At 52.1% G+C, this 13,231-nt stretch carries 16 protein-coding genes; 8 read left to right on the plus strand and 8 right to left on the minus strand.

What is annotated here, in order from left to right; genetic code table 11:
- Nucleotides 1-34: 34 nt before the first annotated feature.
- The gene (locus tag M3087_RS11345) at nucleotides 35-859 is read right to left on the minus strand and encodes a glycogen/starch synthase (RefSeq protein WP_022384035.1); all 825 of its coding nucleotides are present in this window, start codon (nucleotides 857-859) and stop codon (nucleotides 35-37) included.
- Nucleotides 860-1,268: 409 nt separating this feature from the next.
- Between M3087_RS11345 and panC the strand changes: the two genes are divergently transcribed.
- Both panC and panD read left to right on the plus strand, forming a co-directional pair.
- Nucleotides 1,269-2,123 carry a pantoate--beta-alanine ligase gene (gene panC / locus M3087_RS11350; protein ID WP_249095791.1) on the plus strand — a complete coding sequence of 285 codons (855 nt, stop codon included), beginning with the start codon at nucleotides 1,269-1,271 and terminating at the stop codon, nucleotides 2,121-2,123.
- Nucleotides 2,124-2,128: 5 nt separating this feature from the next.
- Nucleotides 2,129-2,479: an aspartate 1-decarboxylase gene (gene panD / locus M3087_RS11355; protein WP_249095793.1), complete on the plus strand. Its 351-nt coding sequence runs from the start codon at nucleotides 2,129-2,131 to the stop codon at nucleotides 2,477-2,479.
- A gap of 139 nt (nucleotides 2,480-2,618) precedes the next feature.
- Here the strand turns inward: panD and M3087_RS11360 are convergent, their stop codons facing one another.
- From M3087_RS11360 to M3087_RS11390, 7 genes are all read right to left on the minus strand, one after another.
- On the minus strand, nucleotides 2,619-3,782 hold the full coding sequence (locus M3087_RS11360; RefSeq protein WP_022384031.1) for a sodium ion-translocating decarboxylase subunit beta: 1,164 nt from the start codon (nucleotides 3,780-3,782) through the stop codon (nucleotides 2,619-2,621).
- A gap of 19 nt (nucleotides 3,783-3,801) precedes the next feature.
- Entirely contained in the window at nucleotides 3,802-4,245 is a 444-nt protein-coding gene (locus tag M3087_RS11365) for a biotin/lipoyl-containing protein (protein ID WP_022384030.1), read from the minus strand.
- 44 nt (nucleotides 4,246-4,289) lie between these two features.
- Complete coding sequence (locus tag M3087_RS11370; RefSeq protein WP_106625514.1) at nucleotides 4,290-5,192, minus strand: OadG family transporter subunit; 903 nt, start codon at nucleotides 5,190-5,192, stop codon at nucleotides 4,290-4,292.
- 38 nt (nucleotides 5,193-5,230) lie between these two features.
- Nucleotides 5,231-6,784 (minus strand): acyl-CoA carboxylase subunit beta, encoded by a 1,554-nt coding sequence (locus M3087_RS11375; RefSeq protein ID WP_106625513.1) that lies wholly within the window; start codon nucleotides 6,782-6,784, stop codon nucleotides 5,231-5,233.
- Nucleotides 6,785-6,902: 118 nt separating this feature from the next.
- A complete protein-coding gene (gene mce / locus M3087_RS11380) occupies nucleotides 6,903-7,307 on the minus strand; it encodes a methylmalonyl-CoA epimerase (RefSeq protein ID WP_022384027.1) in 405 nt (134 codons plus the stop codon).
- Nucleotides 7,308-8,291: 984 nt separating this feature from the next.
- The gene (locus M3087_RS11385) at nucleotides 8,292-9,272 is read right to left on the minus strand and encodes a GNAT family N-acetyltransferase (protein WP_249095796.1); all 981 of its coding nucleotides are present in this window, start codon (nucleotides 9,270-9,272) and stop codon (nucleotides 8,292-8,294) included.
- 79 nt (nucleotides 9,273-9,351) lie between these two features.
- Entirely contained in the window at nucleotides 9,352-10,071 is a 720-nt protein-coding gene (locus tag M3087_RS11390) for a hypothetical protein (RefSeq protein WP_022384025.1), read from the minus strand.
- Nucleotides 10,072-10,308: 237 nt separating this feature from the next.
- Here M3087_RS11390 and M3087_RS11395 point away from each other — a divergent pair, with 237 nt between their 5' ends.
- From M3087_RS11395 to M3087_RS11420, 6 genes are read left to right on the plus strand one after another with little or no spacing between them, the layout of a single operon-like run.
- On the plus strand, nucleotides 10,309-10,746 hold the full coding sequence (locus M3087_RS11395; RefSeq protein WP_022384024.1) for an HI0074 family nucleotidyltransferase substrate-binding subunit: 438 nt from the start codon (nucleotides 10,309-10,311) through the stop codon (nucleotides 10,744-10,746).
- Between the two features lie 3 nt (nucleotides 10,747-10,749).
- Nucleotides 10,750-11,064 carry a nucleotidyltransferase domain-containing protein gene (locus tag M3087_RS11400; RefSeq protein WP_022384023.1) on the plus strand — a complete coding sequence of 105 codons (315 nt, stop codon included), beginning with the start codon at nucleotides 10,750-10,752 and terminating at the stop codon, nucleotides 11,062-11,064.
- Between the two features lie 15 nt (nucleotides 11,065-11,079).
- Entirely contained in the window at nucleotides 11,080-11,616 is a 537-nt protein-coding gene (locus M3087_RS11405) for a nitroreductase family protein (protein ID WP_022384022.1), read from the plus strand.
- A complete protein-coding gene (locus M3087_RS11410) occupies nucleotides 11,613-11,945 on the plus strand; it encodes a hypothetical protein (protein WP_199881966.1) in 333 nt (110 codons plus the stop codon). The genes M3087_RS11405 and M3087_RS11410 overlap by 4 nt, the downstream gene beginning before the upstream one ends.
- Nucleotides 11,942-12,727, plus strand: coding sequence for a Rossmann-like and DUF2520 domain-containing protein (locus M3087_RS11415; protein ID WP_022384020.1), 786 nt, complete (start codon nucleotides 11,942-11,944; stop codon nucleotides 12,725-12,727). Before M3087_RS11410 ends, M3087_RS11415 begins: the two co-directional genes overlap by 4 nt.
- Nucleotides 12,699-13,217, plus strand: a complete 519-nt coding sequence (locus tag M3087_RS11420; RefSeq protein WP_022384019.1) for a KdsC family phosphatase — start codon at nucleotides 12,699-12,701, stop codon at nucleotides 13,215-13,217. The genes M3087_RS11415 and M3087_RS11420 overlap by 29 nt, the downstream gene beginning before the upstream one ends.
- Nucleotides 13,218-13,231: the final 14 nt, after the last annotated feature.

A 13,231-nucleotide genomic window follows, 5' to 3' on the forward strand; every position in this document is an offset into this window, starting at 1 on the left:
TATTCTCCAGCAGTTTTTGTTAGGATTCTTGTTCTTATTCTTTGCCTGCACTCCAGACTTCGTCGTAGAAGTCGCTGCATGCCTCCTTGAATGCGGCATCGTCAGCCTGGAAAGGCAGGATGGGAATGTTCAGTTCTTTGGCATATTCGGCAAGCTCGGGTTTGCAGTTCTCGCTGTTCAAAATCAGGCCGTCGGAGTAGGCAACAGCCATTTTCTCCATGTCAAGGCATGACTTGATGCCATTGAGCACATCGAGGTCTTTCTGTTCAAGCCCCTTCAGCATGGCGCGTGCGCCCAGTCCCGGTTCGATGGGGTGTTGGAAGTCGTCTCCGTAGGTGGAGTAAACCACTTTGGAGTCGCGGAAGGAGGGTTCGTCGTTGTATGCCTTTTTGATGTACATGCCGGCAAATGCGCTCATCCAGCCGTGGCAATGTATGATTTCAGGACACCAGCGAAGCTTCTTCACTGTCTCCAGCACACCGCGGGCATAGAAAATGGCACGTTCGTCATTGTCGGCATATTCGTTCCCTTCCTCATCGGCTACCATTTGGCGGTGAAGGAAATAGTCATCGTTGTCGATGAAGTACACCTGCATGCGTGCCGATTGGATGGAAGCGACTTTGATAATCAACGGATGATCGGTGTCATCGATGATCAGATTCATGCCCGAAAGGCGGATAACTTCGTGAAGCTGGTTTCTTCGCTCATTGATATTTCCCCACTTGGGCATAAAGGTGCGAATCTCACGGCCTTTTTCCTGAATGTACTGTGGAAGTTCTCTGCCCATGACGGACAACGGTGATTCGGATACATAGGGGGTAATTTCTTGAGTGATAAATAAAACTTTTTTAGCCTTCATTGTTATTTCTCTTTGTCATAAATCATTTCGCAAAGGTAGTAAAAATATGGCTTAAAGAGCCCGGAGCGTGGCTATTATTATTCTTTTTTAAGTCAAAAAGCTGACATTTCTGTAGTTGTCGGCGGCAGATTGTGTGCATTATGCTGTTGGAGAAACAGACGGAAAGTAGTCTCCGGACGAGGAAAACGGGAAGTTTTTGTCAAGAGTTATTCGTGGCAGGAAACGGGAATGGCAGGGTGCCTTGCGCGAGGATATGGAGGTGGATGCTGCTTCTATCGGGTTGGCGGATAGGACGCTTCTTTGTGAGATTCTTGAAAATAGAAATCATTTTTTATTGTCAGTTAATCAAATCCGTGTAATTTTGCACCGACTTTCAAACGTGAAGGCCTATAAAGTTAATTGTATAGAAATGAAACTGATACAAACAATTAAAGAACTACAGGCTGCGCTCGGTGAATGCCGTGCACAGGGCAAAACGATTGGTCTGGTCCCGACAATGGGTGCATTGCATGCGGGACATGCCTCATTGGTGAAACGTTGCGTGACTGAGAATGATGTGGCTGTGGTGAGTGTCTTTGTGAACCCGACCCAGTTTAATGATAAGAATGATTTGCTGAAGTACCCCCGTACGTTGGAGGCTGACTGCAAACTGTTGGAGGGCATCGGTGCGACGTATGTTTTTGCGCCGTCGGTCGATGAGATGTATCCTGAGCCGGATACCCGTCACTTCAGCTATGCTCCGCTGGATACGGTGATGGAAGGTGTCCATCGTCCGGGACATTTCAACGGAGTCTGCCAGATTGTGAGCAAGCTGTTTGAAGCGGTAAAGCCGGACCGTGCTTATTTTGGCGAGAAGGATTTCCAGCAGCTGGCAATCATCCGCGAGATGGTGCGGCAGATGCACTATCCGTTGCAAATCGTGGGATGCCCCATCGTGCGTGAAGCGGACGGTCTGGCGTTGAGCAGCCGGAATGCGCGGTTGTCCGCTACCGAACGGGAGACAGCGCTGAATATCTCCCGCACGCTGTTCAGCAGTGTGGAGTATGCGAAGACGCATACTCTGGCAGAGACCAAACGTTTTGTGGAGGATGCCATTGCTGCCGTAGAAGGGCTGGAACTGGAATATTTCGAGATTGTGGACGGCAACACTTTGCAGACGGTTCGTGCCTGGGAGGATACCGACTACATCGTAGGCTGCATCACGGTCTATTGTGGTGAAGTCCGTCTGATTGATAACATCAAATATAAAGAGGAAACCAAGTAAGAGTTATGATGATAGAAGTATTGAAGTCAAAACTTCACTGTGTGCATGTCACCGAGGCGAACCTGAACTATATGGGCAGCATCACCATCGACGAGGACCTGATGGATGAAGTCAACCTCATTGCTGGTGAGAAGGTGGCTATTGTGGACAACAACAACGGCGAACGTTTTGAGACCTATGTCATCAAGGGCGAACGCGGTTCGGGCTGCATCTGTCTGAATGGCGCCGCTGCCCGCAAGGTGCAGGTGGGGGATGTGGTCATCATCATGTCGTATGCCCTGATGGATTTCGAGGAAGCAAAGACCTTCAAGCCGAAGGTGGCTTTCCCGGATGCAGACAACCGCATCGTGAAATGATTCCGGAGCAGGAAACGGACCGGTAGGTCCGCGGCATGCAATCCTCGTGACCTGTTCCTGACAATAATAAAACAGACGCTCCATCCGTGACGGGATAACCGTTCGGATGGAGCGTCTGTTTTATTCAGGGTGCTATCCGTTACATGGAGAGGAATCCAAGCAGGATACCGGCAGCAACTGCCGAACCGATGACACCTGCCACATTCGGACCCATGGCATGCATCAGCAGGTAGTTCGTCGGGTCATATTCCAGACCGACAACTTGTGAGATGCGTGCAGAGTCAGGCACTGCAGATACACCGGCATTGCCGATGAGCGGATTGATGCGTTTGTGCTTCGGCAGGATGAGGTTGAAGATTTTCACAAACAACACGCCGGATGCAGTGGCGATGATGAACGACAGGGCTCCCAACAGGAAGATTTTGATGGAATCCCACGTAAGGAATTCAGATGCCTGTGTGGATGCACCGACGGTCAGACCCAGCAGAATGGTGATGGTGTCGATCAGCGGACCGCGGGCAGTCTCCGCCAAGCGGCGGGTGACACCACTTTCCTTCAGCAGGTTACCGAAGAAGAGCATACCTAGCAAGGGAAGACCGGACGGCACGAGGAAGCAGGTGAGCAACAGACCGATGATGGGGAACATCACCTTCTCGGTATGGGAAACCTTGCGGGGAGGAGCCATACGCATCACCCGTTCCTTTTTCGTGGTGAGCAGACGCATGATGGGAGGTTGTATGACAGGCACCAATGCCATGTATGAGTAGGCAGAGACAGCAATGGCTCCCATCAGATTTGGGGCTAACTTGGATGACAGGAAGATGGCGGTCGGTCCGTCTGCACCGCCGATGATGCCGATGGCGCCGGCCTGCATCGGGTTGAAACCCATCTCCAGTGCGATCATGTAGGCACCGAAGATACCAAATTGTGCAGCAGCTCCGATGAGCAGCAACTTCGGGTTGGATATCAGTGCCGAGAAGTCGGTCATGGCACCGATGCCCAGGAAGATGAGCGGCGGATACCAGCCGGAGGTCACACCCTGGTAAAGGATGTTCAGCACCGAGCCTTCTTCATAAATACCCACCTTCAGACCTGCCTCGATGTTGAAGGGGATGTTTCCGATGAGGATACCGAAACCGATTGGAATCAGCAACATCGGTTCAAACTCCTTCGCGATGGCGAGGTAGATGAAGAAGAGTCCTACCAGAATCATGACCAGATGTCCCGGCGTGGCGTTGCAGAAGCCGGTGTAGGTCCAGAAGTCTGCCAGGTTGTTAGCGATAAATGTAGCAAATTCTCCCATAATGCTCTTTTTTTCTTGATTAGCCAATCATGACGAGGTCAGTACCTTCGAGGACTGAGTCGCCTTGTTTGACATTGATTGCTGTGATTGTACCGTCTTGGTCGGCGTTGATGTTGTTCTCCATCTTCATGGCTTCGAGGATGACGACTGTCTGTCCTTTCTTCACGGCGTCCCCCACTTTAACCTTCACGTCGAGGATGACACCGGGAAGCGGAGACTTCACGCCTCTGCCGCTTCCACCGGCTGCGGGTGCAGGCTGTGCGGCAGGCTGTGCTGCGGGTTTGGCTGCCGGAGCTGCCGGTTTGACTACCGGACGTACCACGGGTTTGGGTTCTTCGGCTTTCTTCTCCATTTCCACTTTATAGGACTGGCCGTTTACTTCCACGTTGGCAATATTGCCTTCGATTTCGCCAATGGTTACTTTGTACTCTTTGCCATTGATGGTATATTTATATTCTTTCATATCGGATCGTTTCTTTGAAAAAGGTTGATTACAGTGTTCGTTGGTTATTTCTTTCTCGGGATGACACGGAGAGCGTCATACTTGGCACTCCAGGGTGAGTGGACACGGTGGATGGTCAGGACATTCGATTCGATGTCGTGCACACCTCCCAGTTCCTCGTGAAGGGCCATGGCGATGGCTGCATAAACTTCGTCAGGACAGTTGGCAGCCTTGTTGGCAGTGTCTTCTTGCTTCATATCTACAGATGGTTTTGCTGTTTGTTTTTCTTTAAAGATCGCTTTCCCAAGAGTGCGGAAAATGACATAAAGAAGGATCAGTCCTACAAACACGACCAGCATGGCTGTGAGCGACATTCCGACTCCGGCACTGTCATGCAGCTCGAACTTCTCCATTTTCTCGTTTTTCTCAATGGTCTGATTATTGGTGCTCGGGGTGACGTATTTGTCAGGGCTTCCGCCTTTCACTTCCCACTGCTTCGAGGCGTCCTGTACACGGGCGTAGGATTGGTCGGCACCCAGTACGGGGACGACAATCTCGTCGAGCAACTTCTCGCCGGAGTCATAGAGACCAATCCAGTTGGGACGTTCCGCGTGGAGGATGAAGTTGGTATGGAAAGTTCCACGGTTAGGTTTGGCGTCAGCCCAGAAAAGGGCGTGCTGACGGGGTTTGACAACAGTCAGCACGTCGCCTTTCGGGATGGTATAGGTGAGTGTGTCACCCGGACTGTTGCTCACTTTCAGGTAGCAACCTGCCAGGTCCACACTGCCATACGACTTGTTAAATACCTCAATCCATGCACTATGAATACCATAATCGTCTTGGAAGTTGGCTTCGTTGTCTGTCAGCACTTCGTTGATGAGCAGTTTGGAAGTACCGTCATAGTGGTTGCATGAAACCAGTCCGACGGTCAGCAATAATCCCCAAAGGATTCCTTTCAATTTATTCATAATCTGCATGTTCTTAAGAATTAGCGAGTAAGGTTAGGTTACAAAGGTATGTTGCCGTGCTTCTTGGCAGGGTTCACTACCTTCTTGGTCTGCAACTGTGCCAGGGCACGGATGATGCGGAAGCGGGTGTTGCGCGGCTCGATGACATCGTCGATGTAGCCGTACTTCGCTGCATTATACGGGTTGGCAAACAGTTTGGTGTATTCTGCCTCTTTCTCTGCCATGAAGGCTTTCGGGTCGGCAGCTTCTTTGGCTTCCTTGGCGTAGAGCACTTCCACGGCACCGGCACCACCCATAACGGCGATTTCAGCCGACGGCCATGCGTAGTTCATGTCGCCACGGAGTTGCTTGCAGCTCATCACGATGTGCGAACCACCGTAAGACTTGCGCAGGGTGACGGTCACCTTGGGGACGGTTGCCTCGCCGTAGGCATACAGCAACTTGGCACCGTGGAGGATGACGGCGTTGTACTCCTGACCTGTACCCGGCAGGAAGCCCGGTACGTCGACCAGTGAAACGATGGGAATATTGAAGGCGTCGCAGAAACGGACGAAACGTGCGCCCTTTCGCGAAGCGTTGCAGTCGAGCACACCGGCATAGCGGCAGGGCTGGTTGGCAACGATACCTACCGATTGTCCGTTGAAGCGGGCAAAACCGATGATGATGTTGGTGGCATAGTTCTTCTGTACTTCGAGGAATTCGCCGTTGTCGACAATGGCGCTGATGACCTCGTACATGTCGTATGCCTTGTTGGGGTTGTCAGGGATGATTTCGTTGAGGGAGTCCTCCATGCGGTCGATGGGGTCGGTGCATTCCACGTAGGGAGCCTCTTCCATGTTGTTCTGCGGCATGTAGCTGAGCAGTTTGCGGATGAGGGCAAGACCTTCCTCTTCGGTTGAGGCTGTGAAGTGGGTTACACCCGACTTGGTGGAGTGTACGCTGGCTCCGCCGAGGTCTTCCTGTGAAACGTCTTCACCCGTCACGGTCTTCACCACTTTCGGTCCGGTGAGGAACATGTAGGAAGTGCCTTCCATCATCAGGGTGAAGTCGGTCAATGCCGGAGAATAAACGGCACCGCCGGCGCAGGGACCGAAGATACCGGAAATCTGCGGGATGACACCCGAAGCCAGGATGTTGCGTTGGAAAATCTCCGCATATCCTGCCAGTGCATTGATACCTTCCTGGATACGTGCACCACCCGAGTCGTTGATACCGATGACAGGCGCACCCATTTTCATGGCCAAATCCATCACTTTGCAAATCTTCTGTGCCATGGTTTCAGACAATGAACCACCGAAAACGGTGAAGTCTTGTGCAAACACATAGACCAGACGTCCGTCGATTGTTCCGTAGCCGGTTACCACACCGTCGCCCGGGAATGACTTCTTCTCTTGTCCGAAGTTCGTACATCTGTGGCGCACGAACATATCCAGTTCTTCGAAACTGCCTTCATCCAGCAGCATGGCAATGCGTTCACGCGCCGTGTACTTTCCTTTGTCGTGTTGTTTGCCGATGGCTTTTTCACCGCCACCCATACGGGCTTGTGCACGGAGTTCCACAAGCTCCTTGATTCTGTCCAATTGTTTAGTCATAACAGTATAGATTCTGTCCGGATTATATGAATAATAAGGTCTTTATTGTTTCGCACCCCTCCGGCTTGTCAGCTGCTGTGCGTCCGGTCGGTGCGAAACGGAAATGAGTTATTTTTGATTAGTTCTCACAAAGTTCGGTCAGTACGCCCAAGGTTGATTTCGGGTGGAGGAATGCGATGTGCAGGCCTTCAGCACCCTTACGCGGGGCTTTGTCGATGAGGCGGATGCCTTTGCCTTCCGCTTCAGCCAGTGCGTTGGCGACGCCATCCTCGATGGCAAAAGCCACGTGGTGCACACCCATGCCGCGGTTTTCGATGAACTTGGCAATGGTGCTGTCGGGACCCGTCGGTTCCAACAATTCTATTTTCGTGTTGCCCACCATCAGGAAGGCAGTTCTCACCTTTTGGTCTTCTACGGTTTCAATGTTATAGCATTTCAGACCCAATACATTTTCATAGTACGGAAGGGCTTCTTCAATGCTTTTCACGGCAATTCCTAAGTGCTCGATGTGTGAGATTTTCATGATTTTTCTTTTTAGTTAAATACTAGAGGTTCATAAATTGGCATAAAAGTAGTGCTTTTGAACTTAATGAGGAAATTTTTCCGCAATTATTTTGCAAACAAGTCGCCCTTGTTTGTTGCCAACTCTGCGGATTTGCCTGCAAAATGATACTTTTTATACATATTTATTACTGCTTATTGGGGCTTTTCTCTTTCTATTTGTCTATCGGAGGATGCCCTGTGGGGCGGTGCTCCCTGTTGCGGAAGGGACGGACGGGGACTTTCTATTTGTACGGATGTCTTTGTATGCTCTGTCCGTGTTTAAGTCCCGTCGGATGAAAAGGAAGGGGAAGAGAAGGAAGCATCAAGGAGAATTCCCCGAGTCGGAAGTAACAAAATGACATTCTGTCAAACGAATCGCTCCACAGTGCCCGTCTTTGCGCCAAAATGCGAGGCGATGCCCGGGAAGAGCCTTCTCGGGCAATTTGCCAAATCCACTTTGATGCCGTTCGGACGGAATGTGTTTCCTTTTGGACACCGAATTGCCCGGTAGAGTGTTGTTGCGTATGTTGCCTGACCGGATGACTGTGCAGAATAATACTGTTGCAATTGTTGCCTTCCGCGATAAACTGGAGGTGAATGAATGCAAATTAATGTATCGGATAGCTAACTGTAACGTTTCACTGCGCCAACAAGGTTGTTTGCCGGACGAAACAATATTGTTTCACGTCTCAAACAATATTGTTTGGCGAGTCAAACACAAGTGTTTCATGCATCAAACAATATTGTTTGAGTAGCATAAATATTCATTTTGTTCCTTGGATGGAAAGTTTATGCAGCTTCGTCTGCATGAATATTCTTAAAATAACCTGCTTTGAGTGATTTTGTAAAAAGTGGCGTTAGTCGGAATGTGGAATTTTGTTGTTTTTGTCAAGCAAAGCGGGCGATTGGATTGCAAACTGTCATCCTGTTCCCTCACGTCCGGATAGGGAATTGGTGAAGCGGGTCAGATGTAGAGCTTGGTCAGCAGACGGTTGAGCCAGTTCCAGCGGAAGCGGAACCAGCGCCGGGTGCCGTATTGGATGCCGCCGAAGCGGAGGATGAAGTTGCGGTAGCCGTAATGTTTGAAGGGAAGCCCCACGTCCATGAACTCAATGTGTTCGTATCCCTGCTGCCGGGCGTCGTCGATGGCTGCCCAGACGGCGAGTACGCCGGGATACTGCCGGGAGTAGCTCTTGCGCAGTCCGGCGGAGAACCACAGGTAGGCGGTCCCGTCGGAGAAGACGGAAACGGAGCCGCCGATGATGCGCTCTTTATACCTTATTATATAAATGCGCCCGATTTCCTTGTCAGGGTATGCCTGGACTAGTTTCAGGAAGAAGTCCATGCCGGGGAAATGTTGGCGTATCTTGGAGGCGTAGTATTTCTTCAGCATCCGGAAGAAGGCACGTATCTCGTCGGTTGTCCGGGCGATGTGGATGGATGCACCGTTGTTCAGTCCGCGCCTGATTTGCCGGCGACGTGAGGCACTCATGCGTTTCAGGGGCGACTTCCCGTGCAGGGAGTTGTGGATGCGCAGCCAGTTGACCGGGAAGTAGCGGTTCTTGCGGAAGTGCCCGTAGGCAAAGAGCGGGTTGGAGAGGTTACGGAATTCGATGAGGAAGCATTGGCTGAGAGCCGTCTGCGTCAGTGTGTCAAGCAGGAGGCGGAAGATGCCTTCCTCAGACTCCCCCTTGGCATATTCGCCTGTGCCGTAGACCTCTCCGCGCCGGATAAACGAGGGTGGGAAGAGCCGGTCGCTCTTGCGGATGATGCACAACAGTTTGCCCACAGGCTTCTCACCTCTCCAGGCGACAAAGAGGAGAGGGGTATAGCCGGGGGTACGCTCGCAGATGGTGAAGAGCTCCCGCGAGTGAAAGAGGTTGTTCCCTTTCACCTGTTCGGGTATGTCCTGGCTGTTGCGATAGATGCGGACTGTTGGTTTCATGGTTTTCCGTATGCGGGCAAGGTGGATGCCCTGTCCTGCAAATTTACATCATACGTTTGAATATAGGCTACAATATGGGTCAGTAATTCGTCTTTCTGTCGGGTTGGAGTTCGTTGGCGGGCAGCCTATCCAGTTGCTCCAGCTGTGCTTTCGCAGCTTCGTGATAGAGCAGGGGACCGTCGATGTCGCAGTGGAAAAGGTTGGAGTAGCTCGATGAGTTGTTCAGGTCGAACGGGTCCGGGGTGACCACTTCGGCAGCTTCCAGCAGTCCGGTCCGCTGTGCACAGGCAAAACGTAAGGCCTTCAGCAGGACCTCGATGCGTCCGTGAGAGAACATCCGGTCGAGCTCTTCGCGGACGGGACCGCCGTCTGCATAGTCCGTCAGCAGACGGGCAGCCGACTCGTAGGGCAGGTATACGCCGCCGCAATAGTTCTCGACGAGCCGGTTGTGGACTGTCTGTGTGAGATACCGTTCGGGGACGAAGTCTGTCCACGGGCGGCAGTAGTTCCTGAAGACCGGGTGCTCGATGAATGAGAGTGCACTGCCCCGTGTGTAGAAATAGTCGCCGAAGAAGCCCTGTACGACAGCGATATAGAATCCATGTGTCTTGTCGAAGGTGTCTTCCGGTCCGGTGGAGCGTGCCACGTCCATTGTCTGTCGGTATTTGGCGGCATAGAACTCCTCCATGCCGCTTCGTCTGATCACTTGCTCGATGCGTTCCGGATTGTCCAGTACGTCGAAATACCATTCCTGCATTTGTTGCTCGGATATGGGGTGATAGCTAATGTCCCATCCCATGGTTAAGGTGTTTGTTAGTAGGTTCTGTGATTTGAAATGATGTTCTGTAGGGACTAAAGATAGGTGAACTCTGCCAAAGGGAGATGCTTTCATGGAGGGAATTTGCTGCGTTTATGTTCTAGAACATAAGAAATGGGAAAAAAGGAAGTGCTGACGCCTGCCGTCTTCCGCCGATAAGGTTTGACGGTTCCGGCATAAAGCTTTATTTTTGCAGAACTGAAAACAAGATAGTAAACCATGGTACAAGACGTTCGTTGGTTGCAGCGATATGACAGCTTTCATCGGGCAAACAAAAGGATTCAGGAGGTGATGGAGACTTTCTCATCTCCGGAAAGCTTATCGGAACTTGAAAGAGAAGGACTGATACAGCGTTTCGAATATACGTATGAGTTGGCTTGGAAGACCCTTCAAGACCTGCTCAAATATAAAGGCTATGAGTTTATGCAAGGTCCCAACGGGACCTTACGTCAAGCATTTGAAGATGGCTTGGTCGTCAATCATGACGGTTGGCGTCGCATGGCTCAGGCTCGGGTGACGACTTCGCATACTTACAATGAAGGGGATGCGATGGATATTGCACGGCAGATTTACGATGAATTTGCCGCTCTTTTGCAACAGCTGGACGTCCGGTTGAATGAAGAGCGGTTGAGGGCAGATATGGACATAATGTTTTGAATGATGTATGGATTAAGTGAGAATGTACTTCGTAGTATTTGTAATGTGTTCCGATGTTTCCCTAATATAACTCAAGTCTTGCTTTTTGGTTCTAGAGCCAAAGGAACTTATCATGAAGGCTCTGACATAGACTTGGCTATAGTGGGGGAGGGGATTACCTTCCGTCAGTTGTTGGACATGGGAGCCCAAATAGAGAACTTGGGCTTACTCTACAAGGTGGACCTGGTTGATTATGGTAAGAATGAAACCAAACCTATCGGTGAACATATACGTCGGGTAGGAATACCTATTTACGAGAAGGAAACAGCTAACAGATAAAAAAGGAAAAGGAATATGGAAAACTTTAGTGAATTGATAAAGAAGCGTCGCAGTACGCGGAAGTTTACGGACGAAGAACTGTCGCAGGACGAAGTGGTGGCATTGCTGAAAGCCGCCCTGATGTCTCCCTCCTCCAAACGGACGAACTGCTGGCAGTTTGTCGTGGTGGATGACAAGGAGATGCTGGAACGTCTGTCCCATTGCAAGGCACACGGGGCAGAGTTCCTGGGAGGTGCGCCGCTCGCCATTGTGGTGCTAGGCGACCCGCTGGTGAGCGACGTGTGGATTGAGGATACGGCCATCGCTTCGCTGATGATTCAGTTGCAGGCGGAAGACTTGGGACTGGGCAGCTGCTGGATTCAGGTACGCGAACGCTATACGGAGGACGAGACTCCAGCTGACGAGGTGGTGCGCGAGTTGCTGGACATCCCCCTGCAGATGCAGGTGCTCTCCATCGTTGCTGTCGGACACAAGGCAGCAGAGCGGAAACCGTTCAATGAAGACAACCTTCTGTGGGAGAAAGTACACATCAACAAATACGGAGCACAATAACGATGGCACAAGCAAATCACAAAGAGACCTATCTCGCATCGTCCATCACCCTGATGGTGGCGGGTGCCCTGTTCATGCTCGACAAGTATTTCCACTTCGCTGCTCACGGATACGGCTGGCTGGTCGACAAAAGCAACCTGTTGCTCTTCGCCGCCATCATTTTCCTGCTGGTCAAAAGTGAAAAGACCGTCGGTCTGCTCCTGCTCTTCATCTGGGCGATTCTCAACCTGGGACTGATTATCAACCTGCTCGGTCACCTGTCCGGCTATCTGCTGCCGCTGGGACTGCTGGTTGTCGGTGTCATCCTGTTCTTCATGTCACGCCGATGAGGATTGTGTTGATAGGAGCCGGGAACCTGGCGACACAGCTGGGTACGGCATTGGTCCGGAGAGGCGAGGACGTGGTGCAGGTGTTCAGTCGGACGGAAGCTTCCGCATCGGCATTGGCCGGGAAGCTGGGGTGTGAGGCGGTCACTGACCTGGACGCGGTCTGCCGGGATGCGGAACTCTACATCGTTGCGCTGAAGGACTCGGCACTCTCTGCCTTGGCAGCCTCCATCGTGAAGGGACGGGAGCAGGCACTGTTCGTCCACACCGCAGGCAGCCTGCCCATGTCCGTGTGGGAAGGCATCGCACCGCGTCACGGGGTGTTCTATCCGATGCAGACGTTCAGCAAGCAGCGCGAGGTGGACTTCAGCCGGATACCCGTGTTCATCGAGGCGAACAATGCCGACGACTGCCGTCGCCTGAAGGTACTCGCCTCCTCCCTGTCGTCGAACGTCCGTGAAGCAGACTCGGCACAACGACGTGCCCTGCACCTGGCGGCAGTCTTTGCCTGCAACTTCACGAACCACATGTATGCGCTCAGCGCCCATCTGCTGGCTGAGGCGGGACTGCCTTTCGACAGCATGCTTCCGCTGATTGACGAGACGGCGGCGAAAGTCCACGTGCTGTCCCCCTCGCAGGCACAGACCGGTCCGGCAATCCGCTACGACGAGAATGTCATCGGCAAGCACCTGGACGCACTGGCATCCCACCCGGAGTGGCAGGACCTATACGAACGAATCAGTAAAAGCATACACAATGATAAACTACGATCTGAAACGAATTAAGGCACTGGTGTTCGACATCGACGGTGTGCTGAGTGCCGAGACCATCCAGGTGGGAGCGGACGGGCTTCCCATGCGTACGGTGAACATCAAGGACGGTTATGCCCTGCAGCTGGCTGTGAAGATGGGGCTTCACGTCGCCATCATCACCGGGGGACACTCGGAAGCCATCCGTCTGCGTTATGAAGGGCTCGGTATCCGGGACATCTACATGCGTGCGGCGGTCAAGACCCGTGAGTTCTCCCTCCTGTTGGAGAAATACGGACTGCAACCCGAGGAGGTGCTCTACATGGGGGACGACATCCCCGACTACGAGGTCATGACCCGGTGCGGACTACCTTGCTGTCCGGCAGATGCCGCGCCTGAAATCAAGTCCATATCGACTTACATCTCCCATCGCAACGGCGGCTACGGCTGCGGACGCGACGTCATTGAACAGGTATTGAAAGCCCAGGGCAAGTGGATGGCACACGAAAAGGCCTTCGGGTGGTAATCGGTTAAACAAAG

Source organism: Mediterranea sp. ET5, from assembly GCF_023337025.1.
In the GTDB taxonomy this organism is placed as follows: Bacteria; Bacteroidota; Bacteroidia; order Bacteroidales; family Bacteroidaceae; genus Phocaeicola_A.

Bases quoted from the DNA above. Each gene is read 5' to 3' on its own strand.
- M3087_RS11360 (WP_022384031.1), bottom strand. From the start codon at position 3,782: ATGGGAGAATTTGCTACATTTATCGCTAACAACCTGGCAGACTTCTGG.
- M3087_RS11370 (WP_106625514.1), bottom strand. From the start codon at position 5,192: ATGAATAAATTGAAAGGAATCCTTTGGGGATTATTGCTGACCGTCGGA.
- M3087_RS11385 (WP_249095796.1), bottom strand. From the start codon at position 9,272: ATGAAACCAACAGTCCGCATCTATCGCAACAGCCAGGACATACCCGAA.
- M3087_RS11365 (WP_022384030.1), bottom strand. From the start codon at position 4,245: ATGAAAGAATATAAATATACCATCAATGGCAAAGAGTACAAAGTAACC.
- M3087_RS11395 (WP_022384024.1), top strand. From the start codon at position 10,309: ATGGTACAAGACGTTCGTTGGTTGCAGCGATATGACAGCTTTCATCGG.
- mce (WP_022384027.1), bottom strand. From the start codon at position 7,307: ATGAAAATCTCACACATCGAGCACTTAGGAATTGCCGTGAAAAGCATT.
- panD (WP_249095793.1), top strand. From the start codon at position 2,129: ATGATGATAGAAGTATTGAAGTCAAAACTTCACTGTGTGCATGTCACC.
- M3087_RS11405 (WP_022384022.1), top strand. From the start codon at position 11,080: ATGGAAAACTTTAGTGAATTGATAAAGAAGCGTCGCAGTACGCGGAAG.
- M3087_RS11415 (WP_022384020.1), top strand. From the start codon at position 11,942: ATGAGGATTGTGTTGATAGGAGCCGGGAACCTGGCGACACAGCTGGGT.
- M3087_RS11390 (WP_022384025.1), bottom strand. From the start codon at position 10,071: ATGGGATGGGACATTAGCTATCACCCCATATCCGAGCAACAAATGCAG.
- M3087_RS11345 (WP_022384035.1), bottom strand. From the start codon at position 859: ATGAAGGCTAAAAAAGTTTTATTTATCACTCAAGAAATTACCCCCTAT.
- M3087_RS11400 (WP_022384023.1), top strand. From the start codon at position 10,750: ATGTATGGATTAAGTGAGAATGTACTTCGTAGTATTTGTAATGTGTTC.
- M3087_RS11375 (WP_106625513.1), bottom strand. From the start codon at position 6,784: ATGACTAAACAATTGGACAGAATCAAGGAGCTTGTGGAACTCCGTGCA.
- M3087_RS11420 (WP_022384019.1), top strand. From the start codon at position 12,699: ATGATAAACTACGATCTGAAACGAATTAAGGCACTGGTGTTCGACATC.
- panC (WP_249095791.1), top strand. From the start codon at position 1,269: ATGAAACTGATACAAACAATTAAAGAACTACAGGCTGCGCTCGGTGAA.